General features: G+C 69.4%; 27 protein-coding genes and 1 tRNA gene. 11 read left to right on the top strand and 17 right to left on the bottom strand.

Features of this window, described 5'->3' with window-relative positions; genetic code table 11:
• Positions 1 to 14: 14 nt before the first annotated feature.
• From BLQ49_RS03635 to map, 5 genes are all read right to left on the bottom strand, one after another.
• On the bottom strand, positions 15 to 842 hold the full coding sequence (locus BLQ49_RS03635) for a transglutaminase family protein (RefSeq protein ID WP_091713391.1): 828 nt from the start codon (positions 840 to 842) through the stop codon (positions 15 to 17).
• Positions 843 to 863: 21 nt separating this feature from the next.
• Positions 864 to 1,811, bottom strand: coding sequence for an alpha-E domain-containing protein (locus tag BLQ49_RS03630; protein ID WP_091713389.1), 948 nt, complete (start codon positions 1,809 to 1,811; stop codon positions 864 to 866).
• A gap of 56 nt (positions 1,812 to 1,867) precedes the next feature.
• Positions 1,868 to 3,301, bottom strand: a complete 1,434-nt coding sequence (locus BLQ49_RS03625) for a circularly permuted type 2 ATP-grasp protein (protein WP_091713387.1) — start codon at positions 3,299 to 3,301, stop codon at positions 1,868 to 1,870.
• Positions 3,302 to 3,397: 96 nt separating this feature from the next.
• A complete protein-coding gene (radC, locus tag BLQ49_RS03620; RefSeq protein WP_091713385.1) occupies positions 3,398 to 4,144 on the bottom strand; it encodes a RadC family protein in 747 nt (248 codons plus the stop codon).
• A gap of 6 nt (positions 4,145 to 4,150) precedes the next feature.
• Positions 4,151 to 4,978, bottom strand: a complete 828-nt coding sequence (gene map / locus BLQ49_RS03615) for a type I methionyl aminopeptidase (protein WP_091713384.1) — start codon at positions 4,976 to 4,978, stop codon at positions 4,151 to 4,153.
• 199 nt (positions 4,979 to 5,177) lie between these two features.
• Here map and BLQ49_RS03610 point away from each other — a divergent pair, with 199 nt between their 5' ends.
• The 4 genes from BLQ49_RS03610 to BLQ49_RS03595 all read left to right on the top strand — a co-directional run bounded on the left by BLQ49_RS03610 (position 5,178) and on the right by BLQ49_RS03595 (position 7,187).
• Positions 5,178 to 5,435, top strand: a complete 258-nt coding sequence (locus BLQ49_RS03610; protein WP_091713381.1) for a zinc-finger domain-containing protein — start codon at positions 5,178 to 5,180, stop codon at positions 5,433 to 5,435.
• A gap of 88 nt (positions 5,436 to 5,523) precedes the next feature.
• Positions 5,524 to 6,696, top strand: a complete 1,173-nt coding sequence (locus BLQ49_RS03605; RefSeq protein ID WP_244507418.1) for an FAD-dependent monooxygenase — start codon at positions 5,524 to 5,526, stop codon at positions 6,694 to 6,696.
• Between the two features lie 34 nt (positions 6,697 to 6,730).
• Positions 6,731 to 6,817 (top strand) — tRNA-Leu (locus BLQ49_RS03600).
• 121 nt (positions 6,818 to 6,938) lie between these two features.
• The gene (locus BLQ49_RS03595) at positions 6,939 to 7,187 is read left to right on the top strand and encodes a flagellar protein (protein ID WP_091713378.1); all 249 of its coding nucleotides are present in this window, start codon (positions 6,939 to 6,941) and stop codon (positions 7,185 to 7,187) included.
• On the opposite strand, the gene BLQ49_RS03590 is transcribed toward BLQ49_RS03595, so the two are convergent.
• The 5 genes from BLQ49_RS03590 to BLQ49_RS03570 form a co-directional block, all read right to left on the bottom strand.
• Positions 7,177 to 7,875 (bottom strand): YoaK family protein, encoded by a 699-nt coding sequence (locus BLQ49_RS03590; protein WP_091713377.1) that lies wholly within the window; start codon positions 7,873 to 7,875, stop codon positions 7,177 to 7,179. The two genes, BLQ49_RS03595 and BLQ49_RS03590, sit on opposite strands and share 11 nt — an antisense overlap.
• Positions 7,876 to 7,911: 36 nt before the next feature.
• Positions 7,912 to 9,300 carry an HD-GYP domain-containing protein gene (locus tag BLQ49_RS03585; protein WP_091713375.1) on the bottom strand — a complete coding sequence of 463 codons (1,389 nt, stop codon included), beginning with the start codon at positions 9,298 to 9,300 and terminating at the stop codon, positions 7,912 to 7,914.
• A gap of 104 nt (positions 9,301 to 9,404) precedes the next feature.
• Complete coding sequence (locus tag BLQ49_RS03580; protein ID WP_091713374.1) at positions 9,405 to 9,779, bottom strand: hypothetical protein; 375 nt, start codon at positions 9,777 to 9,779, stop codon at positions 9,405 to 9,407.
• Positions 9,780 to 9,884: 105 nt separating this feature from the next.
• Positions 9,885 to 10,118 (bottom strand): hypothetical protein, encoded by a 234-nt coding sequence (locus BLQ49_RS03575; RefSeq protein WP_091713888.1) that lies wholly within the window; start codon positions 10,116 to 10,118, stop codon positions 9,885 to 9,887.
• 148 nt (positions 10,119 to 10,266) lie between these two features.
• Complete coding sequence (locus BLQ49_RS03570; RefSeq protein ID WP_091713372.1) at positions 10,267 to 10,890, bottom strand: carboxymuconolactone decarboxylase family protein; 624 nt, start codon at positions 10,888 to 10,890, stop codon at positions 10,267 to 10,269.
• Positions 10,891 to 11,047: 157 nt separating this feature from the next.
• Here BLQ49_RS03570 and hrpB point away from each other — a divergent pair, with 157 nt between their 5' ends.
• The 7 genes from hrpB to BLQ49_RS03535 all read left to right on the top strand — a co-directional run bounded on the left by hrpB (position 11,048) and on the right by BLQ49_RS03535 (position 18,120).
• A complete protein-coding gene (gene hrpB / locus BLQ49_RS03565; RefSeq protein WP_091713370.1) occupies positions 11,048 to 13,501 on the top strand; it encodes an ATP-dependent helicase HrpB in 2,454 nt (817 codons plus the stop codon).
• 44 nt (positions 13,502 to 13,545) lie between these two features.
• Positions 13,546 to 13,971 carry a PaaI family thioesterase gene (locus BLQ49_RS03560; protein WP_091713368.1) on the top strand — a complete coding sequence of 142 codons (426 nt, stop codon included), beginning with the start codon at positions 13,546 to 13,548 and terminating at the stop codon, positions 13,969 to 13,971.
• A 77-nt stretch (positions 13,972 to 14,048) separates the two neighbouring features.
• Positions 14,049 to 15,272, top strand: a complete 1,224-nt coding sequence (locus tag BLQ49_RS03555) for an SMP-30/gluconolactonase/LRE family protein (RefSeq protein ID WP_091713366.1) — start codon at positions 14,049 to 14,051, stop codon at positions 15,270 to 15,272.
• A gap of 87 nt (positions 15,273 to 15,359) precedes the next feature.
• The gene (locus BLQ49_RS03550) at positions 15,360 to 15,941 is read left to right on the top strand and encodes a DUF1285 domain-containing protein (RefSeq protein ID WP_091713365.1); all 582 of its coding nucleotides are present in this window, start codon (positions 15,360 to 15,362) and stop codon (positions 15,939 to 15,941) included.
• Positions 15,938 to 16,609, top strand: a complete 672-nt coding sequence (locus tag BLQ49_RS03545; protein WP_091713363.1) for a CoA pyrophosphatase — start codon at positions 15,938 to 15,940, stop codon at positions 16,607 to 16,609. Before BLQ49_RS03550 ends, BLQ49_RS03545 begins: the two co-directional genes overlap by 4 nt.
• 12 nt (positions 16,610 to 16,621) lie before the next feature.
• The gene (locus tag BLQ49_RS03540) at positions 16,622 to 16,879 is read left to right on the top strand and encodes a DUF6111 family protein (RefSeq protein ID WP_091713362.1); all 258 of its coding nucleotides are present in this window, start codon (positions 16,622 to 16,624) and stop codon (positions 16,877 to 16,879) included.
• Positions 16,876 to 18,120, top strand: a complete 1,245-nt coding sequence (locus tag BLQ49_RS03535) for a CCA tRNA nucleotidyltransferase (RefSeq protein ID WP_091713360.1) — start codon at positions 16,876 to 16,878, stop codon at positions 18,118 to 18,120. Before BLQ49_RS03540 ends, BLQ49_RS03535 begins: the two co-directional genes overlap by 4 nt.
• A 174-nt stretch (positions 18,121 to 18,294) precedes the next feature.
• On the opposite strand, the gene BLQ49_RS03530 is transcribed toward BLQ49_RS03535, so the two are convergent.
• The 7 genes from BLQ49_RS03530 to BLQ49_RS03500 form a co-directional block, all read right to left on the bottom strand.
• Positions 18,295 to 18,696 carry a F0F1 ATP synthase subunit epsilon gene (locus BLQ49_RS03530; protein ID WP_039893282.1) on the bottom strand — a complete coding sequence of 134 codons (402 nt, stop codon included), beginning with the start codon at positions 18,694 to 18,696 and terminating at the stop codon, positions 18,295 to 18,297.
• Positions 18,697 to 18,848: 152 nt separating this feature from the next.
• Positions 18,849 to 20,303, bottom strand: a complete 1,455-nt coding sequence (gene atpD / locus BLQ49_RS03525) for a F0F1 ATP synthase subunit beta (protein WP_091713359.1) — start codon at positions 20,301 to 20,303, stop codon at positions 18,849 to 18,851.
• A gap of 42 nt (positions 20,304 to 20,345) precedes the next feature.
• The gene (locus BLQ49_RS03520) at positions 20,346 to 21,236 is read right to left on the bottom strand and encodes a F0F1 ATP synthase subunit gamma (RefSeq protein ID WP_091713356.1); all 891 of its coding nucleotides are present in this window, start codon (positions 21,234 to 21,236) and stop codon (positions 20,346 to 20,348) included.
• Positions 21,237 to 21,385: 149 nt separating this feature from the next.
• The gene (gene atpA / locus BLQ49_RS03515; RefSeq protein WP_091713355.1) at positions 21,386 to 22,918 is read right to left on the bottom strand and encodes a F0F1 ATP synthase subunit alpha; all 1,533 of its coding nucleotides are present in this window, start codon (positions 22,916 to 22,918) and stop codon (positions 21,386 to 21,388) included.
• A gap of 54 nt (positions 22,919 to 22,972) precedes the next feature.
• Entirely contained in the window at positions 22,973 to 23,545 is a 573-nt protein-coding gene (locus BLQ49_RS03510) for a F0F1 ATP synthase subunit delta (RefSeq protein WP_091713353.1), read from the bottom strand.
• Positions 23,546 to 23,761: 216 nt separating this feature from the next.
• Positions 23,762 to 24,451, bottom strand: coding sequence for a DsbA family protein (locus BLQ49_RS03505; RefSeq protein WP_091713351.1), 690 nt, complete (start codon positions 24,449 to 24,451; stop codon positions 23,762 to 23,764).
• A 106-nt stretch (positions 24,452 to 24,557) separates the two neighbouring features.
• A complete protein-coding gene (locus BLQ49_RS03500; protein ID WP_091713350.1) occupies positions 24,558 to 25,184 on the bottom strand; it encodes a 2-hydroxychromene-2-carboxylate isomerase in 627 nt (208 codons plus the stop codon).
• Positions 25,185 to 25,204 lie beyond the last annotated feature (20 nt).

The raw sequence follows: 25,204 nt of genomic DNA, 5'->3' as shown, positions 1-25,204 counted from the left end.
CGGTGTCGCGGGAATCAGGACTGGATCGCGGCCCTGCCTTGCTCGACGCGGAGCTTCACGTCCAGTGTCTCGGTGCCGCCGCCGGTGCGGCTGCCGCGGATCGGCGCCGCGCCGAGGTAGTCGAGCCCCGTGGCGACGCGGATGTAGCTGTCGGACGGGCTCATCCCGAAGCACGGATCGAACGCGACCCAGCCGAGATTCGGCACCAGCGCCTCGGCCCAGCCATGCGGCGCCTCGACCGCGGCCTCGCCGTCGTCCCGGGCGCGATAGCCCGCCACGTAGCGCGCCGGGATGCCGATATGCCGCGCCGCCGCGATGAAGACGTGGGTCAGGTCCTGGCAAATGCCCCGCCCCGCCTCGAAGGCCTTCCCGGCCGGGACTGCATTTGCGGCGGGACCGGGCTCGAACGCCACGGCCTCGGGGACGGCATGCATCAGACGATGCAGCAGGGCGAGCGGCGCACCATCGCCCTCCGTGGCGATGCGCTCGGCGAAGATGTGCAGGTCGGGGTTCGCCGCGCAGAGATCCGTGTCGCGCAGATAGAAGGGATCCGGCAGGCGCTCGACCGTGCCGCGCACGACGCCCTGCGTGTCCTCGGTGTCGACCGTGCCGGTGACCCGGATGGTCAGGGCTTCGGCTGGTTCGTCCGGCGTGAACCAGTGGACGAGGTTCCCGAACCCGTCCTCCCGGGCGGTCAGCCGCCCGTCGACCGTGGTGTCGATCCGCCAGGACCGCACATACTGGCCGTCATGGTCCCGGGGCGTCATGCGCAGGACCTGCACGAGCCCGCGGGCGGGCTGCTCATAGGTGTAGATGGTCTCGTGGACCACGCGGATGCGCATGCGCCGTCCCGTCTGTCTCGTTCAGCCGACCAGATACTGCTTGACGATGGCCTCGCCCACCCCGTTGTTCTCGGCGATGAAGGCCTCGACGAATTCGTGCAGGCCCGAGGCGAAGACCCGGTTAATATCCTCGCCCTCGAGCTTGGCCAGCATGTTGCCCGCGAGCCGCTGGCTCGGTCCCCGGCGGCCGTAGGCGTCGGCGATCAGGTCGAGATACTCGACGATCACGCCGTAGCAGTTCGCGAAGGAGCGCGGCATCTGCTTGTTCAGCATCAGCAGGTCGGCCACAAGCACCGGTTTGATGCTCTCGCGATAGACCCAGTGATAGGCGTTGAAGGCCGAGACCTCGCGCAGGATCGTAGTCCACTGGAAGTAGTCGAGGCTGCCGCCGACCTTCTCGTCGTGGGGGAGCAGGATCTGGTACTTCACGTCGAGGATGCGGGCGGTGTTGTCGGCCCGCTCGATCGCGGTGCCAAGGCGCGTGAACCAGAACGCATCGTTGCGCAGCATCGTGCGGAAGGCCGAGCCGTCGAATGTCAGCGAGACGGTCTTCACCCAGTCGAGGAAGCGGCCGAACTCGTCGCGGTTCAGGTCCTTGCCGGCGTAGTTGCGCAGCTCCAGCCACGCACCGTTGATCGCGTCCCACATCTCGGTGGTGAGCGCCGTGCGCACCGAGCGGGCATTCTCCCGGGCCGCCTCGATGCAGGAGCGGATCGAGGACGGGTTGTGCGGGCTGAAGGCCAGAAAGTCGCAGACCGTGTCGGCATTGATGGCGCTGTAATGCGTCTTGAACGCCTCCGGGTCACCGGCCGAGGCGAGGGCGGATTCCCACTCGTTGCCCTCGCCGCCGCCGTAGCTCGTCGGCAGCGACGCGAAGCGATGCGCCGCGTCGAGGATGCGGGCGACGAAATCGGCGCGCTCGACGTAGCGCGAGAGCCAGAAGAGGTTGTCGGCAGTCCTGGACAGCATGTCGTTTCAGCCCCGTCGGGCGGCCACAGGGTGCCGCACCGCATATCTCACGGATCTCAGGCGTCGAGCACCCAGGTGTCCTTCGTGCCGCCGCCCTGGCTGGAATTGACCACCAGGGAGCCCTCTTTGAGCGCCACCCGCGTCAGGCCGCCCGGCACGATGCGGATCTGATCGGCGCCGCACAGCACGAACGGCCGCAGGTCCACGTGGCGGGGCGCGACGCCCGAGGCCACGAAGGTCGGGCAGGTCGAGAGCGAGAGGGTCGGCTGGGCGATGAAGCCGTCCGGGGCGTGCTTGAGCTTCCGGGCGAAATCGTCGATCTCCCGCTTGCTCGCATGCGGCCCGACCAGCATGCCGTAGCCGCCCGAGCCGTTGACCTCCTTCACCACCAGCTCGGACAGGTTGTCCATCACGTACGCGAAGGCCTCCTTCTCGCGGCAGCGGTAGGTCGGCACGTTGTGCAGGATCGGCTCCTCGCCGGTGAAGAATTTCACGATCTCCGGCATGTAGCTGTAGACGGCCTTGTCGTCCGAGATGCCGGTGCCGACCGCGTTGGCCAATGTCACGGAGCCCCGCTCGTAGGCGTTCATCAGGCCCGGAACGCCGAGGACCGAGTCCGGCCGGAAGACCAGCGGATCCAAGAAGTCGTCGTCGAGGCGGCGGTAGATCACGTCGACCTTCCGCGGTCCCTCGGTGGTGCGCATGTAGACCACGTCGTCGCGGGTGAAGAGGTCGGAGGCCTCCACCAGCTCGACGCCGAGCTTGTCGGCCAGGAACGAGTGCTCGTAGAAAGCCGAGTTGTACCGGCCGGGGGTCAGCAGCACGACCGTGGGATCCCGCGTGGCCGAGCCCGGCGCGAGGCTGCGCAGGGTGGCCAGCAGGGCGTCGGGATAGTTCTCCACCGGGGCGACCCGGTGCTTGGAGAACAGGTCCGGGAACAGGCGCAGCATCACCTCCCGGTTCTCCAGCATGTAAGACACGCCGGACGGGATGCGGGCATTGTCTTCCAGCACGAAGAAATCGTTCTCGCCGGTGCGCACGATGTCGATGCCCGCGATGTGGACGTAGAGGTCGTGCGGCACCCGGAACGAGCGCATCTCCATCCGGTAATGGGCGTTCCGGTAAACGAGGTCGGCCGGGATGATGCCGGCCTTGATGCATTCCTGCGCGCCGTAGATGTCCTTCAGGAACAGGTTGATGGCGGTGACCCGCTGCTTCAGCCCGCGCTCGAGGAACGACCATTCCGGCTTGGTGATCACCCGGGGGATGATGTCGAACGGGATCAGGCGCTCGGTCGATTCATTGTCGCCGTAGACCGCGAAGGTGATGCCGATCCGGCGGAACAGCAATTCGGCCTGGCTGCGGCGGGTGTTGAAGTGTTCCGGCGGCGTCGCGTCGAGCCATGCCTTGAGCTGGCCATAGGCGTCGCGGACGGCGGCCGAATCGGAAACCCCGATCCCGTTCATCTCGTCGAAGGCCGTCACCGCCATCTCGCTCCTCCCGTACGCTCCCGCTCTTGAGGCAAGAGGCGCGCCATTTCGTCATGGCTATAGGCCTGCGCGACAACGCTCAAGGTGGCCGAAGGATCAGATTAACTTGAGGCCTTTCAAGCTGGCATGTCCGTTTCGCCCGAGGATGACGTGATCGTGCACGACGATCTGCAGCGGCGTCAGGACCGTCATGATTTCCCGGGTCATCGCCACGTCGGCGGAGGAGGGGGTCGGATCGCCGGACGGGTGGTTGTGCGCGAGGATGATCGCAGTGGCCGAGAGCTCCAGCGCCCGCCGGGCGACCTCACGGGGATAGACCGGGGTATGATCGACGGTGCCGTGTCCCTGCACCTCGTCGGCGATAAGGTGGTTGCGCTTGTCCAGAAACAGGATGCGGAACTCTTCGCGGGGCGCGAAGGCCATGGTGGCGCGCAGATATTCGAGCAGCGCGCTCCACGATCCCAGCAATGCGCGCTCGCGGATCGCACCCTTGGCTAGACGCCTTCCGGCGGCTTCGATCACCTTGAGGTCCGAGGCTACGCCGGCACTGACGCCGGGCACCTCCATCAGCCGGGCCGGCTCGGCACTCAGGACTTCAGCAAAGCTGCCGAACCGGGCAACCAGCGCCTTCGCCAGCGGCTTCACGTCCCGCCGCGGTATCGCGCGGAACAGGATAAGTTCGAGCAGCTCGTAATCCGGCAGGGCGTTGCCCCCCGCCGCCGCGAACTTGTCTCGCAGCCGGTCGCGATGGCCGTGATAATGCGGCGTCTCCCCCGCGAGCGAGGCCGTCTCGGCGCTGTCAGCGAACAGCCCCGGCTGGGCGTGCTCCGGCAGCGACGCCATGGGGGATCAGGCGGCGGTGTTGACGGGTTGATGCAGCCCCTTCGGCGAGACCGTGAAGATTTCCACGCCCGTCTCGGTGACCGCCACGGTATGCTCGAACTGCGCCGAGAGCGACCGGTCGCGGGTCACCGCGGTCCAGCCGTCGCCCAGGACCTTCACGGCGGGGCGGCCGAGATTGATCATCGGCTCGACCGTGAAGAACTGGCCCGGCTTGAACGGCACGTCGTAGCTCGCCTCGACATAGTGCAGGATGGTCGGCGCGTCGTGATAGGTGCGCCCGAGCCCGTGGCCGCAGAAATCCCGCACCACCGAGCAGCGCTCGCTCTCCGCGTAGGCCTGGATCGCCCGGCCGATATCGTTGGTGGAGCCGCCGGGCTTCACCGCCGCGACGCCGCGCATCAGCGCCTCGTAGGTGATCTCGCACAGGCGCTGCGCCTTGCGCGGCACCTCGCCGACATAGGCCATCCGGCTCGAATCGCCGTGCCAGCCGTCGAGAATCAGGCAGATGTCGAGGTTGACGATGTCGCCCTCGCGCAGCGGCTTGTCGTTGGGGATGCCGTGGCAGACCACGTGGTTGATCGAGGTGCAGATCGACTTCGGATAGCCGCGGTACAGCAGCGAGGCCGGGTAGGCGCCGTTGTCCATGGCGAACTCGTAGGCGAGCTTGTCGAGTGCCTCGGTGGTGACGCCGGGCTGCGTCGCCTCCATGAGTAGATCGAGGGCCTCGGCCGTGAGGCGCCCCGCGCGGCGCATGCCTTCAAAGCCCTCCGGGCCGTGGATCGGGGGCTCGGGGGCGCGGCGCGTCCCCTGCGCGGTGGCCTGTTCCTGCTGCATCTCGAGACTTTTCGCGGCGTCATCAATCGGGCGTGCGCCCTATGTACGGTGCGCGGCGCGGCAGGCCAAGCGGCGTCCCGACGGTTGCGGGGCGAGGCTTGCGCCCGCCGCGGGGCTGGCGGCATAAGCGGCCGTGAGGCGCCCGGGGGCGCGCTGGCAGATTCGCCGCGCGGTCGGTTGCGGGTCAGGCGAGGGCCGGATGGCAGGCAAGGCGGTACCCCACTTCCACAACGAGCCCGGCGTGCCGGTGGTCGCCGTGGGGGTGAAGGAGTTCATGTGCATCGGCGCGCTGCCGCCGTTCGACCATCCGCACGTCTTCCTCGACATGGGCGCCGACACCGAGATCATCTGCCAGTACTGCTCGACGCTGTACCGCTACCGTGCCGGCCTCAAGGCTGACGAGGCTGATCCGCAGGCCTGCGTTTGGCACGACGACGCCAAGCTCGCCGCGGAGTAGGCGCGCTTCGGCGATGTCGTCCGACAGTCAGGACTTGCGGCTCGGGCAGCCTTCGCGGATCGGGCAGCCTTCGCGGATCGGGCCGCCCTTGCGGATCGGTATCGTCGGGGCCGGGATCGGCGGCCTCACGGCGGCTTTGGCGCTGTCGGATGGCGGCCATGCCGTCACGGTGATCGAGCGCCGCACCGGCTTCAGCGAAGTCGGGGCCGGGATCCAGATTTCCCCCAATGCCAGCCGGGTGCTGGCTAGCCTCGGCCTCGCGGCATCCCTGCGCCGGGCCGCGAGCGAGCCACCGGGCGTCGAGGTACGCACCCTCGACAGCGGCCGCCGGATCGGCGGCGTCGCCCTGGGTACCGAGGCGCGGAGGCGGTTCGGCGCGCCCTATTACGTGATCCACCGGGCCGACCTTCAGACTCTGCTCCTGGACGCCCTGCGTGGCCGGCCGGCGATCCGGTTGATGATGGGCCGCACGGCGACGACCCTGACCGAGACGGAGTCCGACGCCCGAGTTTGCGCCGAGGGGGCCAGCGGCACGCAGGACCTCGCCTTCGATCTGGTGATCGGGGCCGATGGGATCCGGTCGCGCCTCCGCGGCCATTTGAACCCGGCGCCGCTGCGGCCGGGCCACGCGGCGGCGTGGCGGGCCCTGATCCCGATTGAGTCCGTGCCGGAGGCGCTGCGGGGGGCGGCGACCGGTTTATGGCTCGGCCGGAACCGGCACGTGGTGCATTATCCGGTGCGGGACGGCCAGTTCCTCAACGTCGTGGCGGTGGTGCCTGAAGCGGTCGGCGACGAGGGCTGGGGCCGGCTCGGGGATCCGGCGGTGCTGCGGGTGTTTTTCCGCGGCTGTGCCGGACCGCTTCGGGAGGTTTTGAGCATCCCGGATTCCTGGCTGGTCTGGTCGTTGGCCGACCGGGCGGTGGCGCGTCCGCTGGCGCGGGGGCGCGTCGCGCTGATCGGGGATGCGGCGCATCCGGTCCTGCCCTATCTCGCGCAGGGCGCGGCGTTGGCCATCGAGGATGCCGCGGTGCTGACGCACGCGCTCGCCGCCCATCCCACCGTGCCGGCGGCGCTTGCGGCCTTCTCGGCGGCGCGCACGGCCCGCGTCCGGCGGGTGCAGAAAGCAGCCCGCGCCAACGGCCGGACTTACCACGCACGGGGACTGGTGGCGCTGGCCCGCAACGCCGTGATGGCGCGGCTCGGCCCCGACGGCATGCGCGATCGCTACGCATGGCTCTACGGCTGGACGCCCCCGGCTTGATCGCGGAAGCGCCGGCCGTTACCGAGGGCGCGATGCGGACGTGGCGGAACCGGTAGACGCACGAGACTTAAAATCTTGCGGCCGCAAGGCCGTGCGGGTTCGAGTCCCGCCGTCCGCACCACGGTCACCCAGAACACAGCGTCAAGCATCCGCCGTTGAACGCGGTGATCCAGCGCATTTGAGCGATCGTCTCAACGCAACCGCAGCGTGAGCCCGGCACAATCATCGGTCGGAGGTACCGCATGATCGACGCCCTTCAGACCGCCACCGTGGGCATGGCCCGCGCCACCGACCGCCTCGATACGGCCGCCCAGACCATCGCGTCCGCCGGAGCGCCCGTCTCCGGAACCGCCCTTCAACCCGCCGCGCAGGTGGACCTGTCGAGCGCCGCCGTCGAGCTGCTCGGCTCCAAATCCGCCTTCGCGCTCAACGCCGCCGTGGCGCGGACCGCCGACCGGATGACGGGTCAGCTCCTCGACATCAACGCCTGAGCGCAGGCAGCGCCAGGGCGGCCAGGATCGCGGCCGCCGCGAACAGCAGCGCGACCCCGACGGCACGGTAGGCGACGACGCCCACCAGGCCGCCCGCCAGGAACGAACCGACCGTCAGCAGGTGGAGCTGAAGCCGCACCGGATCGTGGGGCTTCAGCGGCACCCGGTCGGGCGCGCCGCGATCGAGCCAACGCGCCAACTCAATGCCGATATCGGTGACCATCCCGGTGACGTGCGTGGTGCGCACCCGTGCCTCGGAGATCTTGGTCACCGCCGCGTTCTGCAGGCCCATCGTGAAGCTCAAGCCCAGCACCAGGGCGTGGCCCCGGGTCGCCTCATCGAGCTGAAGCGTGACGAGCCCGAGGACGACGAGGCAGAACGCCTCCGCACACACGCTGAAGGCGTGGGAGCCCCGGACGGACCTGCGGCGGCGGTAGCGGATCAGCAGCGTCGAGCTGGCCGAGCCCAACACGAACAGCAGAACGAGCAGCAGCGCCTCGGCGGCCAGGGCGAAGTCGCCCGTGCCGGTCCGGTCGGAGATCGCCGAGACGTTGCCGGTCATGTTCGAGGCGTAGAGGCCGACCGCGTAGAACCCCGCGGTGTTCAGCGCACCGGCCACCGCGGCCAGGGACAGACCGAGCTTCCGGTCGGCTTCGGGGGTGCGCGTTATGCCTTCGTGGATCAGCATGGAAGTCTCAAATCGGCTGAGGGGCGCCGGCCGGTCTCAGGCCGCCCGGGCCAGATCGCCCTCGATCACCGCCAGCGCGCGCTCGAGCGCGGCGAAGCAGATCGGATCGAAGGCCGTGCCGAGATCGGCGCGCATGATGGTGAGCGCCTTGTCCAGCGGCATGGCTTTCCGGTACGGCCGGTCCGCCGTAAGGGCGTCGAACACGTCGGCCACCGACACGATCCGGGTCTCCAGGGCGATATCGGCCGCTTCAAGGCCGCGGGGATAGCCGCGCCCGTCCAGGCGCTCATGGTGTCCCCCGCCGATGCGTGCCATGTCCTGGAAGGCGGGGACGCGCGCCAGGATCGTCTCGGACAGGAGGGCATGGCCGCGCATGGCGTGCCACTCGTCATCGTCGAGCTTGCCGTTCTTGTCGAGGATCGCGTTCGAGACGCCGAGCTTGCCGACGTCGTGCAGCAGCGCCGCCCGCCTCAGCCAGCGGCGGCGGCGTGCGTCGAGGCCGAGTTCGGCCGCCACCATGTCGGCGTAGACCGCCACCCGCTCGGAATGGCCGGAAGTGAACGGGCTCTTGGCATCGATCACCTGGGCGAAGGCCTGGGCGATGTCGTCGAGGTAGGATTCGTCGACCACGATGGCGCTCTGCGCCGGCTCCAGCGCCAGGACCGCCGCCTCGACCGCGTCGGATCCCAGGAGCTCCCAAAAGCCGGGCGCGGCGGCCGCGGACTCGAAGGACGCAACGATCTCGGGGTCGAACCACGTCCCGATGCGGCCGCGGATCTCCGCCAGGGCGGCTGCGGGACCGGCCGCGGTGTGGAACACGTCCGCGACCTGCGCCAGCAGGGCGATGCGGGCGTAGAGGGGGATCGCCGGGCCGGCGAGATGGTCCGGACGTCCCTTGCCGTTCCAGTGCTCGTCCAATGCGTGAATCGCGGTGCAGACGGCCGGGGGAAAGCGCAGGCGCGCGGCGATCTCGGCCCCGCGCTGGCAGCGGGTCTGGATCAGGTCATCGACGATCGCGCCACCGTTCTGCAGGACGTTCAGCACCGCCCTGAACCGCTCCGCGAGACCAGTGTTCAATCCGGTATGGGAAAAGACGAAGCCCAGAACCTTGGGCAGGCTGTCGCTCACCGTTTTAAAATCGCGCTTGAAGCCGATGTCATCCGACAGGTAGAGCGCGCAGATCCGGGCGGCGTTGCTGGAGCAGCCCAGGTCCTTCAGCATGATGGTGTAGTAGAGTTCCCAGAGCGCGCGGGTTTCCAGACCCATCACCCGCCCGACATGCATGCCGATGAACGTGGCGCGCACGCAATGGCCAGGCGGCTGGCCCTCCGTCAGGTCCAGGGCGTGGCTCAGGGCCGCGAGGATGTCCGAGAGTCGAACGTCACCGGAAATGTCTGCGTCTACACCGGCTGATGGCAAAGACATCTGCGCACGATCCCCGAACATCGTCCCGACCGTAGCGGCTCAGGCATGAACACGCGGTTCATGCCGGACCCCAAGGTCGAGGCCGATGCCCGGTGGAGGGTCGATCACCAGCCGTAGCCGTCGGACCAGTCCCGGTGCCAATGGCGGACGGGGCGGTCATAATAGCCGACCGGCACGCGCTCGTAGGTTACGGTCCGGCGAGTGGCGTAGACGGGGCCGTCCTCCTCGTAGACGCGGTAGGCCGGCGCCGGCCGCACCACCACGGGTGCCGGCGCGTAGCCGTAGCCACCATAGCCGTAATCATACCCGTAGGCGGGGGCCGCGTGGGCCTGGGTGGCGGCGCCGATCAAAGCGCCGGCCGCGAGGCCGCCGATGATGCCAGCCGCGATGGCGCCGCCGCCGCGCGCCTCCGCGGTCGAAGAGGCCAGAGTGCCCGCGCCGATCAGCGCGGCGGCCGAAAGCAAAGCGAAGCGTTTCATGACCTGTCTCCGAATGAAGCGGGCGGCTCGAACCGTCCCGGATCATGAAACAGATCATGTCACCGCCGCGCTGCATCAAGCCTGAACTGCGTTTGCAGCAACCGTTCAGCTTGCAGGACTGTGGCCGGACTCGGGCGCCCCGCGGACATAACCTCGGGAGATCAGGCGGCTGCGTTCGCGGGTGCGCCGCTCGGCCTCCATCAGGTCGGACAACGCGTCGGCGATCGCACAGCGCAGCGCGATCCCGGCATCGCCGCCGGCAAAGCCGAGATAGGCGCTGCTGATCGCCTCGACCGGACAGGCGTGATCGTCGCGCACGGCATCGGCTGCAATCCGCATGGTGTTCTCCTCCTCGCGCTGGGAACGGAAAGAGAACAAGCCATAAAGGTTAACGCTTCGTCAACGCGCTTGCGGCGGCCGCGCCGGAGGCCGCCATAGGCTGTGGACAACGGGGTTTTGCCTCCGCAGGCGCTGTGGATAAGCCGGCTTACTCGGGCAGGCGCGGCAGGGGCTGGCCGTCTTTGGGAATCGGATAGCGGGCCGCGTTCAGCTCCATGGCAAGCAGCGTGTAGTAGCCGGAGATCGCCGCCAGATCGACGATCGCGGGCTTTCCGAAGCGGGCCTCCGCCCGGGCGAAGGTTGCATCCGAAACGCGCTTGGTGTCCTGCAGCTCGGACGTGAAGTCGTACACGATGGTCTCGTCGTCGCTCATCCGGGCCGGGCGGCGTCCGTCGCGGATTGCCGCGATGATGTCGGCCGAGATCCCCGCCTTCTCGGCGATCGGGGCGTGGACGTACCATTCGTAATCCTGGGTCCAGCGCCTTGCGGTCATCAGGATCACCAGCTCCGACAGGGTGGTGCCGATCTTGGGCTTGAAGCGCAGGTAATCGCCCATCGACCGCGCCAGCGTCATGACGTCGGGCGAGTACATCAGCGGCTCGAACGGGCCGAAGGGTGGCTTACCCCGGGCCTGCGCGAAGGTTTCGGCCGCCTGCTTCTGCTCGGGTGTGTAGTCCTGCGGCGGAATCGTCGGCAGCCTGTCCTGCGCGTGAGCCGCAGCGAGCGCGTAGGGCAGGGCGACCAGAGCCAGGATGGTCCGGCGAAAGCGCATCGTTTCACTCCCGATTATTTTTGATACGCCTGAGCTTCGCGTTTGGCCGGCGCGGAGGCCAGGGTCCGGCGACGGGATCGGTATCGATCACGGCCTGCCGTCACCAAACGGCCGCGCCGGTTGCGCACGGCGCCGCGCCGCGCCATCAGCGGCACCGATGCCCGATCTCCAGACCGCATTGCCGATCGAGGCGGCGCTCCCCGCCCTGCGCAAAGCCCTCACTGTGCGGAACGCCGCCGTGCTGGTGGCCCCACCGGGGGCCGGCAAGACCACGCGCGTGCCCCTCGACCTGCTCGACGCCCCCTGGCTCGACGGCCGAAAGATCATCCTGCTGGAGCCCCGCCGGCTCGCGGCCCGGGCCGCAGCCGCCCGGATGGCGCAGACATTGGGTGAATCGGTCGGCGGAACGGTCGGCCTGCGTGTGCGGCTCGGCTCGAAAATCACGGCCCGAACCCGGATCGAGGTTGTGACCGAAGGCGTGTTCACCCGGATGATCCTCGACGATCCGGAACTCGCCGGCATCGGCGCGGTGCTGTTCGACGAGTTCCACGAGCGCTCCCTCGACGCCGATCTCGGCCTCGCCCTGGCCCTCGACGCGCAGGGCGGCCTGCGTGAGGATCTGCGCCTCCTCGTCATGTCGGCGACGCTCGACGGCGCCCGGGTCGCGAAATTGATGAACGACGCGCCCGTCGTCGCCTCGGAGGGCCGGGCTTTTCCGGTGGAGACCCGCCACTTCGAGCGCGACCAGAACCGGCGGATCGAGGAGGCCGTGGCCGAGGTCACGCTGCGCGCCCTGCGGGCGGATCCGGGCTCGGTGCTGGTGTTCCTGCCCGGACAGGCCGAGATCCGCCGGACCGCCGATCTGCTGGCCGAGCGCCTCGACCCCGGGGTGGTGCTCGCCCCCCTGTACGGCGCGCTTCCGCCGGCCGAGCAGGACCGGGCCGTCGCCCCTGCGCCGCCCGGGACCCGCAAGGTGGTGCTAGCCACCAGCATCGCCGAGACCTCGCTGACCATCGAGGGCGTCCGGATCGTGGTCGATTGCGGGCTCGCCCGGGTGCCGGTCTACGAGCCCGGCCTCGGCCTGACGCGGCTCGTGACCGCCCGCGCCTCCCGGGCCTCCGTCGATCAGCGGCGGGGCCGCGCCGGCCGGACGGAGCCCGGCGTCTGCTGGCGGCTTTGGTCGGAGCCAGCCACCAACGCGCTCGAACCGTTCTCGCGGCCCGAGATCCTGTCGGCCGATCTGGCGGGCCTGGTCCTCGATTGCGCCGCCTGGGGCGTCGCCGACCCGAGTAGCCTCGCCTTTCTGGATCCGCCACCGGCCCCGGCGCTGGCGGAGGCCCGCGCCCTGCTGGCCGAGCTGGGCGCGCTCGATCCGGACGGGCGGCTGACCGAGACGGGCGCCCGCCTGCGCGCCCTGCCGCTGCCGCCGCGGCTCGCCCGGATGGTGACGGTCGCCGCCGGGTCCGGCGAGGCCCGGGCCGCTTCCGACCTCGCGGCCGTGCTGGTCGAACGCGGCCTCGGGGGCGACGATGTCGATCTCGATACGCGCGTCGAGCGGTTCCGCCGCGATCGGGGCGGACGGTCCGCGGACATGCGCCGGCTCGCCGAGGGCTGGGCGCGGATTGCGGGCGGCGGCCGGGATTCCGGACCGGTACCGGCCGGCCGGCTCCTGGCGCTCGCCTATCCGGACCGCGTGGCGCGGGCGCGGGGCCGCGACGGCGAGTTCGTGATGGCGAGCGGCCGGGCGGGCCGGCTCGACCCGGCAAGCCCGCTCGCCCGGGAGACCTATCTGGTCGTCGCCGACCTCGTGGGATCGGCCGGCAACGCCCGCATCCTGGCCGCGGCGGCGATCGACGGCCCGGCCATCGAGGCGCTGTTCGCCGACAGGATCGAATCCCGCACCGAAATCACCTTCGAGTCCCAATCCGCCGCCCTCAGGGCTCGGGCGGTCCGGCGGCTCGGCGCCGTCAGCCTGGGGGAGCGCCCCCTGCCGGTCCCGAGCGACCTGGAGAGCGCGGCAATCCTCGCGCGGGGCATCGCGGGTCTCGGCCTCGACCGGCTGCCCTGGACGCCCGCCCTGTCGCAATGGCGCGCCCGGGTGCGCTTCCTGCACGCGGCGGAAGGCGAGGCCTGGCCCGATCTCTCGGATACGGCGCTGGCCGAGACCGTGACGACCTGGCTCGCCTCGTCCCTCGTCGGACGCACGTCGCTCGCTTCGGTTACCGCAGACGACCTCGCCAGCGCTTTGCAGGGCCTGCTGCCCTGGGAGTTGCGCGCCCGGCTCGACGCAGAGGCGCCGACTCATGTGGAGGTGCCGACCGGCTCGCGCATCACGGTGGACTACGCCGCCGACGAACCCGCCCTCTCGGTGCGCGTGCAGGAGCTGTTCGGCCTCGACCGGCATCCCCGGGCCGGCGGCCGGCCGCTGGTGCTGCATCTGCTGTCGCCGGCCCAGCGGCAGATCCAGATCACCCGCGACCTCCCGGGCTTCTGGCGCGGATCCTGGGCGGCGGTGCGCGCCGAGATGCGCGGACGCTATCCGCGCCATCCCTGGCCCGAGGACCCGCTCGCCGAGGCGCCGACGCGCCGGGCCAAGCCGCGGGGAACCTGACGGCCCGTCCCGGTTTCCAGAGCCGGACAGAGACGGACGGCACCATGACCACCGAAACCGATCCCTTCGACCCGAACGACGCGGGCTGGGCGCCCATCGCGGATGACGGCTTCATCGCCCATGTCGGCCCGGTCCACCGGCGCACCGCCGACGGCGCCTACGCGTTCCGGGCGGAGCCGAAGCACGCCAACCTGATCGGCGTGGTCCATGGCGGCATGCTGATGAGCTTTGCCGACCGCGCCCTCGGCGAGACAGCCATGCGCGCGGCCGACGGCGCCAATTGCGTGACGATCCAGCTCGAGATGAAGTTCATCGATGTCGGCCGCCTCGGCGACTGGATCGGCATCTGCCCCCAGGTGGTCAAGCGGACCGGCTCGCTCGTCTTCATGCGGGGCGACGTGCGGGCGGGGAGCCGGCTGCTGGCCTCAGCGGATGGAGTCTGGAAGATCCTGCGGCGCCGTCCCAGTTGACGCGAACAGGATAGTCGTCCCAGGATCGGAACGGCTCCGCACGGTGTCTTCGTGCGGGCGCGAACCGGGGGGATCGCATGCGTCAGGTGGAAACAGACGAATCCAAAAGTGAAGCGTCACGCGGGTTTGCCCCGCCCTCGCGCCGCTCGATCCTCGCTGGGGTCGGGGTCATCTTGGGCTCGGCAGGTTTGGCCTCCGCGGAGCCCATGCCGCCCAGCACGGTGACGAACCCGCCGCGCGACTTCCGGCCCGGCGCAACACCGACCACCTACTTCACCGATCCCGACGTGCTCGCGGTCGATCCGGCCTTCGAAGCCTATATCGTGCCCAACAGCGCGATCCGCCGCCTCTGGACCGGGGCGCTCTGGGCGGAGGGGCCGGCCTGGAACGCGGTCGGCCGGTTCCTGATCTGGAGCGACATCCCCAACAACCGCCAGATGCGCTGGCTGGAGGAGGACGGGCACGTCTCCACCTTCCGCATGCCGAGCAACAATTCGAACGGCAACAGCTTCGACTGGCAGGGCCGCCAGCTTTCCTGCGAGCACGCCACGCGCCGCGTGGTCCGCTACGAGCTCGACGGCTCAGCGACGGTGCTGGCCGACCGGTTCGAAGGCAAGCCGTTCAACTCGCCGAACGATATCGTGCAGCATATCGATGGCTCGTACTGGTTCACCGATCCGCCCTATGGCGGCCAGCTCTACGAGGGGCTGCCCGACGAAGCGGGCGGCCCCTCGAACCCCAAGGGCCATCTCAACCCGCGCCTCGGGCAGCCGGCGGGAATCGTGACGGGGCGGCGGGTGCTGCCGAACGCGGTCTACCGGATCGACCCCTCGGGCCGGATCGACCGGATCCTCACCGACGATCAGATACCGGACCCGAACGGCCCGTGCTTCTCCCCCGACCACCGGATCCTCTACGTCACCTCGACCGGCAAGGGACCGGGCGATACCGGCCCCGGCGGTAAGGGCGAGATCTACGCCTTCGACGTCGCCGAGGGCGGTAAGCTCTCGAACCGGCGCCTGTTCGCGGATTGCGTGGTGGACGGCATCAGGTGCGGGCCGGACGGCGTGCGGACCGATGTCGACGGCAACGTCTGGGCGTCGAGCAATGCGGGCCGGGCGGTCGGCTATAACGGGGTGACGGTCTGGAACCCGGCGGGCAAGCTGATCGGGCGGATCCGCCTGCCGGAGGTCTGCGGCAACATCACCTTCGGCGGCCCGAAGCGGAACCGGCTGTTCATGGCGGCCAGCCAGTCGCTCTACGCCGTGACGGTGAATACGCAGGGTTCTGGGCCCGCTTGAGGCTCTGACGGCCGCGGCCAATTCACGTCGGGTTGGTCGGGTCCCTGCCATGGCTGTCTGGCCGTAGGGACGCTATCTGTAGCGGGCATGAGCGAGGATTCCGCCGACCCGACCCTGAACCGCCTCAGCGCCGCCCTCGGGGACCTGCCGACCCGGGGGCCGCCGCCGGTGGAGCGCTGGAACCCGCCCTATTGCGGCGCGATCGACATGCGGATCGCCGCGGACGGGACGTGGTACCACAACGGCACGCCGATCCGGCGGCCGAAGCTCGTCCGGCTGTTCTCCAGCATCCTGCGGCGCGAGCCGGACGGGCGCATCGTGCTGGTGACGCCGGTGGAGTGCGTCGCCATCACGGTCGAGGACGCGCCGTTCGTAGCTGTCGAGATGGCGGTCGATGGGTCCGGGCAGGACAGGCGCATCAGCTTCCGGACCAATGTCGACGACCTCGTCCCGGTCGATGCCGAGCACACGCTGCGCTTCGAGGAGGCCGCGGACGGGGCGCTGAAGCCCTATCTCCACGTCCGGCGCGGCCTCTGGGCGCTCGTCTCCCGGGCGCTGACCTACGACCTCGTGGATCTCGCCGAGGAGGGCACCCTCGACGGCGAGCGCTGGCTTGGGCTCTGGGCCGGCGGCCTGTTCCATCCGATCGCGCCGGCCACCGCAGCGTGAGCGACGCCATCGCCGATTTCCTCGCCCGCGCCGCCGCCGGCCTGTCGCCGCACCCGCCCGGGCCGGACGATCCGACCTCGAACCCGCGCGGCGACCACAGCCTCGATCCGGACGGTTCGGCGGTGATTCCGCCGCCGCCGCACCGGCGGGCCGCCGTGCTGGTGCCCGTCGTCTTCCGGCCAGAGGGACCAGGCCTGATCCTGACGCAGCGGGCGGCGAATCTGCGCGACCATTCCAGTCAGGTCGCGCTGCCCGGGGGCAAGATCGATCCGTCCGACCCCGATCCTGCCGCCGCCGCCCTGCGCGAGGCCGAGGAGGAGATCGGCCTCGATCCGGCCTCGGTGCGCCTCATCGGCTATCTCGATCCCTACCTGTCGGGGACGGGCTTCCTGGTCACGCCGGTCATCGGCCTCGTGGCACCGGACGCGACGTTCCAGGCGAATCCTGCCGAGGTGGCCGACCTGTTCGAGGTGCCGCTGCCGGTGCTGATGGACCGGGAGCGCTACCGCCTGCGCTCGCGCGACTGGCAGGGCCGCACCCGCTACTTCTACGCCCTGAATTTTGGGGAGCGACTGATCTGGGGCGTCACCGCCGGGATTCTCAACAACCTCCGCGAGCGGCTCTATCCGGATTCCGATCCGGACCAGCTCCGCCGCTCAGCCGGGTAGGGGCGAATCGCCATGCTGCGTCGCGTCCTCGAAGAGTTCGGCCTCTTCCTCATCCCCTTCGCGCTCTTCCTGGTTTACCTCGTGCTGGCAGGCCGCAACCCGTTGCGCCGGATCCATTGGGATGCCCACCTCTTTCGCCTGGTGCTCGCCGGATTGGCCATCGTGATCGGGACGCTCGTCTACGAGGGCCTGTTCTCCGAGCGCCGTGCCGGCGGTTATGTGCCGACGCATATGGAGAACGGGCAGCTGGTCCCGGGCGGCTTCCGGTGAGGCGGAACCTCGACCAGAGCGGCCTGACGGCGCTGGTCGACCGCCCGGGCGTGAGTCGGGCCTTCGCGGCGCTGGACGAGCCGGGCGCCGAAACCAGGCTGATCGGCGGCTGCGTCCGCGATGCCCTGCTCGGGATCGCCGCAGCCGATATCGACCTCGCCACCACGCTGTTGCCGGAGGCCGTCCTGGCGCGGGCCCGCGCGGCGGGGCTCAAGGCGGTGCCGACTGGGATCGAGCACGGCACGATCACCCTGATCATCGGGGACGGGCCAATCGAAGTCACCACGCTCCGCGAGGATGTCGAAACCGATGGCCGCCACGCGGTGGTCCGGTTCGGCGGCGACTTTGCCCGGGATGCCGAGCGCCGCGACTTCACGGTCAATGCCCTGTCCCTCGGCCGGGATGGGCGCCTGCACGACACGGTCGGGGGTCTGGCGGATCTGGAGGCCGGGCGGGTGCGCTTCATCGGCGATCCCGCCACCCGGATCCGGGAAGATGCGCTACGGATCCTGCGATTTTTCCGCTTCCACGCCCGATTCGGCAGCGGGACGCCCGACCCGGAGGCGCTGGCCGCCTGCGTGGCAGCCCGCGACAGCCTGCGCCGCCTCTCCCGGGAGCGCATTCGCGACGAATTCCTGAAACTGCTGATGGCGACCGGCGGCCCCACCATGGTCGTCACTTTAAGCGCCACAGGCCTGCTCCAGCGGATCACCGGCGGCGTCGGAGAACTCGGCCGGTTGGAGCGCGCCGCCAGGGCGGACCTGCCGCCCGTGATGCGGCTCGCGGCGCTGGCGGTCGGCGCGCGGCACGATGCGGATCGCCTGCGCGACCGGCTTCGGCTGTCGAACCAGGAGCACGGCCAGCTCACCGCCTATGCAGACGTGCTGGCGGCCCTCCACGACCGGGCGACGATCGATGAATCTGCAGCCCGGTCCCTCGCGGCCGAGCACGGCTTGACACCCTTGACGGAAACGCTGGCTATCCTCGCGGGTGAGCCGCGGCCTCACGTCACTGACGGGACGCGGCAGGCCTTGCTGACTCTGCGCGGAGAGGGCGGCCCACCGACCTTCCCGCTCGCCGGCGCCGATCTGGTCGCCGCAGGGATCCCCCCGGGTCCGACCATCGGACGTGCCCTAGCGGCGGCGCGGCGCCTTTGGCTGGAGCGCGGCTGTCCGTCAGGCCCAGAGGCGCGGGCAGGCCTGTTAGACCATGCGCTGGATCACGCCCGGGCACCTCAGTGACGAGCCACTTCCAAGTTTCCAAAGGGCTCAGCCCTTTGGCGGGTCCTCAGGGCAGAGCCCTGAGCTGTTCCCCAGGGCTCTGCCCTGGACACGCGAAAGGTCTCGACCTTTCGAAACCCTGACGTGATCAGTCGACGCGGGGTGGAAGCGTGTTCGCTTCCGTCAAACGTAGCCTCAGAGCTTCAGCAGCGCCTTGGTCTCCTGCAGCTGGACGATCTGGCCGTTCAGCTCCTCGCGCTTCTGCAGGTCCTCGGTGGCGTCGCGCTGCATCTCGACGGCCTCGATGTCCCGATCGAGGGATTCGTGCGTCAGTTCCTCGATCGGGGCGGCGCGCTCGGCAAGCACGGTGACGGCCGTCGGGCCGATATCGGCGAAGCCGCCGCGGACGTAGATCCGCTTGCCGCTGCCCTGGCTCTCGGTGACCACGATCACGCCGACCCGCAGAGAGGTCAGCACGGGCGCGTGGCCCGGCATCACGGTCATCTCGCCCTCGGTGCCGGGCAGCTGAACGGCGGTCACCTCGCCGGAATACAGCGTCCGCTCGGGGCCGACGAAATCGAAGTGGAAGGTGGCCATCGGTCTCTAGCTTCCCGAACCCGCAACGCGCGCTCCTCCCCCGTGTGGGGAGGAGGTGGAGGTGGGGGTGGTGCAGGAGGCACCGGATCGCTCAATCCTGAACCACCCCCACCCCCGGCCCCTCCCCACAGGGGGGAGGGGAGGGAGCAGCCTTACGCCGCCTTCAGCTTCTTCGCCTTCTCCTGGGCCTCCTCGATGGTGCCGACCATGTAGAAGGCCGCCTCCGGGAGGTCGTCGTAGTCGCCGTTCACCAGGCCCTTGAAGCCCTTGATGGTGTCTTCCAGCGCGACCTGCTTGCCCGGCGAGCCGGTGAACACTTCGGCGACCGAGAAGGGCTGCGAGAAGAAGCGCTCGATCTTGCGGGCGCGGGCCACGGTCAGCTTGTCCTCCTCGGACAGCTCGTCCATGCCCAGGATCGCGATGATGTCCTGGAGCGCCTTGTAGCGCTGCAGGGTCTGCTGGACGCGACGGGCGACATCGTAATGCTCCTCACCGAGGATCGCCGGCGACAGCATGCGCGAGGTCGAGTCCAGCGGATCCACCGCCGGGTAGATGCCCTTCTCGGCGATCGAGCGCGACAGCACGGTCGTGGCGTCGAGGTGGGCGAAGGAGGCGGCGGGCGCCGGGTCGGTCAGATCGTCGGCCGGCACGTAGATAGCCTGCACCGAGGTGATCGAGCCCTTGGTCGTGGTGGTGATGCGCTCCTGCAAGGCGCCCATGTCGGTGGCCAGCGTCGGCTGGTAGCCCACCGCCGAGGGGATGCGGCCCAGAAGCGCCGACACCTCGGAGCCCGCTTGCGTGAAGCGGAAGATGTTGTCGACGAAGAACAGCACGTCCTGGCCGTCGTCGCGGAACTGCTCGGCGATCGTCAGGCCAGTCAGCGCGACGCGGGAACGGGCGCCCGGCGACTCGTTCATCTGGCCGTAGACCAGGGCGCACTTCGAACCCTCGGCGGAGCCGTGCTCCTTCGGGTCGACGTTCACCTTGGACTCGATCATCTCGTGGTAGAGGTCGTTGCCCTCGCGGGTGCGCTCACCCACGCCGGCGAAGACCGAGTAGCCCGAGTGCACCTTGGCGATGTTGTTGATCAGCTCCATGATCAGCACGGTCTTGCCGACGCCGGCGCCGCCGAACAGGCCGATCTTGCCGCCCTTCGCGTAAGGGGCGAGCAGGTCCACCACCTTGATGCCGGTGACGAGGATCTGCGCCTCGGTCGACTGCTCGGCGTAAGAGGGAGCCGGCTGGTGGATCGCGCGGTAGGTCGTGGCCTGGACCGGGCCGGCCTCGTCGATCGGCTCGCCGATGACGTTCATGATGCGGCCGAGCGTGTTCATGCCCACCGGAACCTTGATGGGCTCGCCGGTGTCGGTGCACTCCTGGCCGCGGGTCAGGCCCTCGGAGGTGTCCATGGCGATGCAGCGGACGGTGTTCTCACCGAGCTGCTGGGCGACCTCGAGCACGAGGCGGGCGCCGTTGTTCTTGGTCTCCAGGGCGTTCAGGATCTCGGGCAGGTGGCCCTCGAACTGCACGTCGACCACGGGGCCGATGACCTGGGTGATCTTGCCGGTCTTGTTGGAGCCGGCGCCGGGGAGTGCGGTGTTCGCCATCGTGTACCTACCCTTCAAGCTGTGCAGTCAGGTCGCGGTGCCTCAGAGGGCTTCCGCACCCGAGATGATCTCGATGAGTTCCTTGGTGATCATGGCCTGACGGGTCCGGTTGTAGACCAGCGTCTGCTTCTTGATCATCTCGCCCGCGTTGCGGGTGGCCGAATCCATGGCGCTCATGCGCGCGCCCTGCTCGGAGGCGGCGTTCTCGAGGAGCGCCCGGTAGATCTGCACCGTCAGGTTCTTCGGGAGCAGCGTCTCCAGGATCGCTTCCTCGGAGGGCTCGAATTCCAGGGCGGCGTTGCCGGCGGTCGCCTTCGCGGACGTGTCGGCGGCGGGCAGCTCGGCGGGGATCAGGCGCTGCGCGGTCGGGATCTGCGAGATGACCGAGCGGAACTCGGAATAGAACAGGGTCGCGACGTCGAACTCGCCGGCCTCGAAGCGGGTGAGGATCTTGTCGGCGATTTCGGCCGCGAACGGGTAATCCACCGGACGGTTGCCACGGATGTCCATGCTCTCGATGATCTGGTCGCGATACTGCCGCCGCAACGCGTCGAGGCCCTTCTTGCCGACCGTCATGATCTTGACGGTCTTGCCCTCGGCGGTGAGCTTCTGCGCGTATTCACGCACGGCGAGCCGGACGATCGATGAGTTGAAGGCGCCCGCCAGGCCGCGGTCACCGGTGCAGACCACCAGCAGATGTGTCTGCTCGGAGCCCGTGCCCGACAGAAGCTTCGGCGCGCCGACGCCGCCCACGAGGTTGCCGGCGAGATTGCCCAGCACCGCCGACATCTTCTCGGCATAGGGACGGCCGGCCTCGGCAGCCATCTGCGCCCGGCGCAGCTTGGCGGCGGCGACCATCTGCATGGCCTTGGTGATCTTCTGCGTCGCCTTCACCGAGGTGATGCGGTTACGCAGGTCCTTCAAACTCGCCATCGGGTGAGGTCCAGGTCCATTTGAAAGGGCCTCTCCTCCCCCTTGCGGAGAGGAGCCGGAGGTGGGGGTGGTTCAGGATGGCGCGGCACGGTGTCTCCTGCACCACCCCCACCCCTAACCCCTCCCCACAAGGGGGGAGGGGAGGTGCCTTAGGCGATCGACTTGGCGACGCTCTCGACCACGCTCTTCAGCTTGCCGGCGTTCTCGTCCGACAGGTCCTTGGAGGCGGCGATGGAGTCGAGCAGATCCTTGTGCCGCGAGCGGAGCGTGCTGAGCAGCGCGTCCTCGAACGGGCGGACCTTGGCGACCGGCATCTTGTCCAGGTAGCCGTTCACACCGGCGTAGATCACCGCGACCTGCTCTTCCATCTTCAGCGGCGAGAATTGCGGCTGCTTCAGAAGCTCGGTCAGCCGCGAGCCGCGGTTCAGGAGCTGCTGGGTCGAGGCGTCGAGATCCGAGCCGAACTGCGCGAAGGCCGCCATCTCGCGGTACTGCGCCAGCTCACCCTTGATCTTGCCGGCGACCTTCTTCATCGCCTTGGTCTGGGCCGAGGAGCCCACCCGCGAGACCGAGAGGCCGACGTTCACCGCCGGGCGGATGCCCTGGTAGAACAGGTCGGTCTCGAGGAAGATCTGGCCGTCGGTGATCGAGATCACGTTGGTCGGGATGTAGGCCGAGACGTCGTTGGCCTGGGTCTCGATGACCGGGAGGGCGGTCAGCGAGCCGTTGCCGGCGGCATCGCCCATCTTGGCGGCTCGCTCGAGCAGGCGGCTATGCAGGTAGAACACGTCGCCCGGATACGCCTCGCGGCCCGGCGGGCGGCGCAGCAGCAGCGACATCTGGCGGTAAGCCACGGCCTGCTTCGACAGGTCGTCATACACGATCACGGCGTGCATGCCGTTGTCGCGGAAGTACTCACCCATGGCGCAGCCAGCGAACGGCGCGATGAACTGCATCGGGGCCGCGTCGGACGCCGTGGCAGCGATGACGATGGAGTATTCCAGGGCGCCCTGGTCCTCAAGGACCTTCACGAACTGGGCGACCGTCGAACGCTTCTGACCGATGGCGACGTAGATGCAGTAGAGCTTCGACTTTTCGTCGCCGCCCGCAGCGTGGCCCGGCTTCTGGTTCAGGATCGTGTCGAGGGCGATGGCAGTCTTGCCGGTCTGGCGGTCGCCGATGATCAGCTCGCGCTGGCCGCGGCCCACCGGGATCAGGGCGTCGATCGCCTTCAGGCCCGTGGCCATCGGCTCATGCACCGACTTGCGCGGGATGATGCCCGGGGCCTTCACGTCGACGCGGCGACGCTCGGTGGAGACGATCGGGCCCTTGCCGTCGATCGGGTTGCCGAGGCCGTCGACCACGCGGCCGAGCAGGCCCTTGCCGACCGGCACGTCCACGATGGCGCCGGTGCGCTTGACGGTCTGGCCTTCCTTGATCTCGCGGTCGGAGCCGAAGATCACGATGCCGACGTTGTCCTGCTCGAGGTTCAGGGCCATGCCGCGCACGCCCGACTCGAACTCGACCATCTCACCGGCCTGGACGTTGTCGAGGCCGTAGGCGCGGGCGATGCCGTCGCCGACGGACAGGACCTGCCCGACCTCGGAGACCTCGGCCTCTTCGCCGAAGTTCTTGATCTGCTCTTTCAGGATCGCGGAGATTTCGGCGGCGCGGATGTCCATACTCGGGCCTCTGTCGCTGATGCGTCTATAAGTGTTCGGGTCGGATGGGGGCGCTTACTGCGCGGCCCGCATCGCGAGGCGGATACCGTTGAGCTTGGTCCTGAGGGACGCGTCGACCATGCGCGAGCCCATCTTCACGATGAGGCCGCCGATCAGGCTCGGGTCGACCACGAGATCGACGTCGACCTCGGCCTTGGTGATGTCGCGCAGCGACGCCTTGATCTCCTCGATCACCGTGTCGGAGGGCTTCTCGGCCACCCGCACTTCGGCGCGCACGATGCCCTTCGAGTCCTGCACCAGGGCGCGGAACGCAGTGATCATGTCGGGCAGGGCGAACAGCCGGCGGTTCGCCGCGGCCAGCCGGATGAAGTTGCCGGCGAGCCCGCCGATCTCCGCCTTGTCGAGCACGGCGACGATGGCGGCTTCCTGCTCCTCGGCGCTGAAGACCGGGCTGCGGACGAGGCGGCGGAGATCCGCGCTCTCCTTCAGCAGCCGGTCGAATTGGTTGAGGGATTCGGCGACCGCGTCGACCTGGCGCTCGTCGCGCGCGAGCTCGAACAGGGCGGAAGCGTACCGGCCCGCCACGCCTGCGACCAGGGGACCAGCCTCGGAACCGTTCTGCGCCACCCGTCGCTCTCTTCTCTGGTTGCCCGCCCGTTCCGCGCGCTCCGGCGGGGAGCACGGCGCGAGATCGTTCGGGACGTGGGATCGCGCCGATTGGGACAGGGTCGAGAACCGTCCGATCGGCGCGGCGACCGCCTAGCATGCCAGCATGGCCGCGCGCAACACGGACCGGACCGCCGCTGCGCGATAGGACGGCAGAAGTGTGACGCAGCGGGATCGTCAGCAGGCCAGCCGGTCGCAGCGCCGCACGCTGGCGATCATCTTGGCCATGGCGCGGGCGCCCGGATGGCCGAGGATCCCGCTGTTTCCGAGTACGTAGGACGGCGTCGCGTAGAGCCCGAGATCGGCGGCCATCCGCATCTGGCTCTTGAGCGCGGCACGGACCTCCTCGCTGTCGGCGATCTCCTCGACCTCCGCCTGCGGGATCCCGAGGGCAGCCGCGGCGGTCAGCGCGCCCGGCCCGTCGATGCGGCCCGGCTTGCCGAGCAGCGTCTGGTAGAAGCCCCAGGCAGCCTGCGCGCCGAGCCTGCGCTGAACCGCCAGCATCACCTTGGCGGCCTGGGCCGATTGCGGCGACAGGATCGGGTTGTGGACAAGCCCGATCCGCAATTCGGCGTCGCTGTCGTGCAGCGCCACCACGTCGGCGGCCGCCTTCCGGCAGAACGGGCAATTGAAGTCGAAGAACTCGTAGAGGGTGGTCCCCGCGTCCCGCGGTCCGACATAGGTGACGCCGCGCAGGGCCGGGATCTGGCCGGTGATCTCGCCGGGCAGGATCGAATTCGCCACCGCCTTGCCGTCGTCGCCGTTGACCGCGACGCGCTGGCCGTAGGACTGCGCGGCCGCGCCGCCCAAACCTGAACCCAGCGCGGTACCCGCGGCTGCGAGGAAAAGGCGTCGGGAAACCTGCATGAGATATGTCCAGGGCATCGCGGCTTCACCCGGGCCTCGCCGGGGTGGGCCTGAGCGGAACCAGGGGCTCGAGTCGGATTGATGGCCGAACGGCGTGAATGCCGCCCTACCGCAGGCCCTTCGGCCGGTCGCCCGTCGCCCAGGCCAGGGCCTGTTCGAGCCGGTCGTTGCCCCAGAACAGCTCGCCATCATCAGCCAGGAAGGTTGGCGCCCCGTAGATGCCGCGGGAGCGGGCCTCCTCGACGTTGACCCGCAGCTTGGTCTTGTTGGCCTCCGCGGCGGCGGCGCGCACCGTCTGCGTCCCGTCGAGGCCGAGCGAATCGAGGATCTCGGCGACCGCCGCCGGCTCCGCGATGGAGCGGCCCTCGGCGAAGCTCGCCGTAAACACGGCCTTGGAGAACGGCACCAGCCAGTCCTGATCCTGGCCGAGGACGGCGACGCGCACGGCGCTCAGGCTGTTCTGAGGAAATTGCGCAGGCTTGGTCAGCGGCGGCAGGCCGAGACGCGCGGCCTCGCGCTCCACGTCCCGCCACATGTTCTTGCCCTTGGCCGGGTACAGGTTGAACGGCGACGTGGTCCAACCCTGCGACGCGAAGAGGGGCCCGACCAGGAACGGACGCCACCGCACCGCCACATCGGCCTCCGCGGCGGCCGCCTCGACGCGCATCGCCGTGAGATACGAATAGGTCGAGGCGAATTCGTACCAGAACTCCAGAATCGGCTGGCGCGCCATAGACTTCGCTTCTCCGATGC

The sequence above is a fragment of the Methylobacterium phyllostachyos genome (genome assembly GCF_900103445.1).
In the GTDB taxonomy this organism is placed as follows: Bacteria; Pseudomonadota; Alphaproteobacteria; order Rhizobiales; family Beijerinckiaceae; genus Methylobacterium; species Methylobacterium phyllostachyos.
This window is presented reverse-complemented; position numbering and strand designations above follow the sequence as displayed.

Coding starts and splice junctions, on each gene's coding strand:
- BLQ49_RS03520 (WP_091713356.1), bottom strand. CDS start 21,236: ATGGCGAGTTTGAAGGACCTGCGTAACCGCATCACCTCGGTGAAGGCG.
- BLQ49_RS03625 (WP_091713387.1), bottom strand. CDS start 3,301: ATGGCGGTGACGGCCTTCGACGAGATGAACGGGATCGGGGTTTCCGAT.
- BLQ49_RS03635 (WP_091713391.1), bottom strand. CDS start 842: ATGCGCATCCGCGTGGTCCACGAGACCATCTACACCTATGAGCAGCCC.
- BLQ49_RS03590 (WP_091713377.1), bottom strand. CDS start 7,875: ATGCTGATCCACGAAGGCATAACGCGCACCCCCGAAGCCGACCGGAAG.
- BLQ49_RS03530 (WP_039893282.1), bottom strand. CDS start 18,696: ATGGCCACCTTCCACTTCGATTTCGTCGGCCCCGAGCGGACGCTGTAT.
- BLQ49_RS03550 (WP_091713365.1), top strand. CDS start 15,360: ATGAGCGAGGATTCCGCCGACCCGACCCTGAACCGCCTCAGCGCCGCC.
- hrpB (WP_091713370.1), top strand. CDS start 11,048: ATGCCCGATCTCCAGACCGCATTGCCGATCGAGGCGGCGCTCCCCGCC.
- map (WP_091713384.1), bottom strand. CDS start 4,978: ATGCAGCAGGAACAGGCCACCGCGCAGGGGACGCGCCGCGCCCCCGAG.
- BLQ49_RS03505 (WP_091713351.1), bottom strand. CDS start 24,451: ATGCAGGTTTCCCGACGCCTTTTCCTCGCAGCCGCGGGTACCGCGCTG.
- BLQ49_RS03555 (WP_091713366.1), top strand. CDS start 14,049: ATGCGTCAGGTGGAAACAGACGAATCCAAAAGTGAAGCGTCACGCGGG.
- BLQ49_RS03500 (WP_091713350.1), bottom strand. CDS start 25,184: ATGGCGCGCCAGCCGATTCTGGAGTTCTGGTACGAATTCGCCTCGACC.
- BLQ49_RS03630 (WP_091713389.1), bottom strand. CDS start 1,811: ATGCTGTCCAGGACTGCCGACAACCTCTTCTGGCTCTCGCGCTACGTC.
- BLQ49_RS03540 (WP_091713362.1), top strand. CDS start 16,622: ATGCTGCGTCGCGTCCTCGAAGAGTTCGGCCTCTTCCTCATCCCCTTC.
- atpD (WP_091713359.1), bottom strand. CDS start 20,303: ATGGCGAACACCGCACTCCCCGGCGCCGGCTCCAACAAGACCGGCAAG.
- BLQ49_RS03570 (WP_091713372.1), bottom strand. CDS start 10,890: ATGCGCTTTCGCCGGACCATCCTGGCTCTGGTCGCCCTGCCCTACGCG.
- BLQ49_RS03595 (WP_091713378.1), top strand. CDS start 6,939: ATGATCGACGCCCTTCAGACCGCCACCGTGGGCATGGCCCGCGCCACC.
- BLQ49_RS03575 (WP_091713888.1), bottom strand. CDS start 10,118: ATGCGGATTGCAGCCGATGCCGTGCGCGACGATCACGCCTGTCCGGTC.
- BLQ49_RS03560 (WP_091713368.1), top strand. CDS start 13,546: ATGACCACCGAAACCGATCCCTTCGACCCGAACGACGCGGGCTGGGCG.
- radC (WP_091713385.1), bottom strand. CDS start 4,144: ATGGCGTCGCTGCCGGAGCACGCCCAGCCGGGGCTGTTCGCTGACAGC.
- BLQ49_RS03585 (WP_091713375.1), bottom strand. CDS start 9,300: ATGTCTTTGCCATCAGCCGGTGTAGACGCAGACATTTCCGGTGACGTT.
- BLQ49_RS03580 (WP_091713374.1), bottom strand. CDS start 9,779: ATGAAACGCTTCGCTTTGCTTTCGGCCGCCGCGCTGATCGGCGCGGGC.
- atpA (WP_091713355.1), bottom strand. CDS start 22,918: ATGGACATCCGCGCCGCCGAAATCTCCGCGATCCTGAAAGAGCAGATC.
- BLQ49_RS03610 (WP_091713381.1), top strand. CDS start 5,178: ATGGCAGGCAAGGCGGTACCCCACTTCCACAACGAGCCCGGCGTGCCG.